The 1,297-nt window shown below is 67.2% G+C and carries 2 protein-coding genes; both read right to left on the bottom strand.

What is annotated here, in order from left to right; genetic code table 11:
• Positions 1-56: 56 nt before the first annotated feature.
• Complete coding sequence (locus ACIPIA_RS16535) at positions 57-671, bottom strand: PilZ domain-containing protein (RefSeq protein ID WP_400511063.1); 615 nt, start codon at positions 669-671, stop codon at positions 57-59.
• 59 nt (positions 672-730) lie between these two features.
• On the bottom strand, positions 731-1,297 hold a 567-nt coding region (locus ACIPIA_RS16530), incomplete at its 5' end, for a PAS domain-containing protein (protein ID WP_400511062.1).

Raw genomic sequence — 1,297 nt, 5'->3', positions numbered from 1 at the left:
CGGAATGATCCCTGGCGCGGAAGAGGGGGGCGACGCGGGGCGAGGCCCGCCGATGCTCAGAGCTCGAGATTCTCGTCGAGCAGGTCGGCCGAGAGCGGAAAGCGGAACTGCGCCGCGTAGCCGCCATCGAAACGGCGCACGATGAGCGCGGGCGTCGAGCCGATCCGCAGCGGGGTTCCGACCGGGAGATCGAGATCACTCGAGAAGGCTGCGCCCGACAAGGAGATGTCTATGATGCGGGCGACGTGCTCGGACTCGTCTTCGAGGGTCAGGATCGAGCGGGGATTGCGCGGCACGACACGGTCGTAGCGGCGGTCTTCAGGAAGTCCGAGCTCCTCGCGGTTGGCGAGCCAGGTGAGCTGTGCCGTGAATTTCTCGCGCTTGCGGCTGGTCGCGGTGATGGTCATCGCGAAGCCTTCCATCGTCGTCCGGACGCAGGTGCCCTCGATCCGGCCGAGATGGTCGAGATAGGCGATGACGCGCTCACCCGGACGGGCCTTGGCGGGTGCTGCGAGGTGCACGCCGCCGGGCGAGATGTCGATTGTCTGGCAGGGATACTCCATGCGGTTGGGCAGCATGTAGCGGCCCAACAGCACCACCTTCATGCGATGATGCCGCCTGCGTTCGACAGGACTAGCAGACGTTCCGGGTGTTTGGAGCGCGCTCAACATCAAAGACCGACCAGGATTCGGGGCGATCCTAGGCGGGGTTGGTTAAGGGATCGTTCCGCTCAGGCCCGCCCGCCCGGGAGCACGACAAGACGCGGCGGTTCCGCGCGGCGCGGCTGGGCCTGCAGGTGGGATGCGGCATTGGGCCAGAGCATCCGCAGCGAAATCATCCGCATCGTTTCGACAGTGTCGAGGCCGAGCCAATCCGGCGATACGGCCGGAGAAAGCGCGCCGAGCACGCGCGCATGGGTGCGGCCGCGGTAGCGCAGCGGCAGCAGCAGCAGTTCGAGATAGATCGGTGTGCCGGTCCGGGATTGGCCGGAGAGACCGGCGACGGCGCCAGCGCTCTCGTCCATCACGGTCTGGACGAGGCGGCGCATATCGCCCTGAGCCTCCACGTCCGGCCACAGCGCGGTGAAGGCCCGGCCGCGCAGTTCATGCCCGATCAGGGCGCAGAGGCGGGTGCCGGCAAGCCGGAAGATAGGGCCAATCGGCTCGTTCTCCAGGATGAAGGTATCTGCCAGCGCGTGCCGCAACGCTCCGGGCTCGATCTCGCCGCGCTCGGGCGCAGCTCGTTCGCCACGCAGCGCGTTCCAGTACTCGAAGACCAGTCGTGTGCTCGTGTTCTT

The sequence above is a fragment of the Allobosea sp. CER48 genome (genome assembly GCF_044752385.1).
Taxonomy (GTDB): Bacteria; Pseudomonadota; Alphaproteobacteria; order Rhizobiales; family Beijerinckiaceae; genus Allobosea.
The sequence above is the reverse complement of the archived record's forward strand: the minus strand, read 5'-3'. Positions and strand labels throughout refer to the sequence as shown.

What these genes read in the sequence shown, in the direction of transcription:
- ACIPIA_RS16535 (WP_400511063.1), bottom strand. Translation starts at nt 671, where the DNA reads ATGTTGAGCGCGCTCCAAACACCCGGAACGTCTGCTAGTCCTGTCGAA.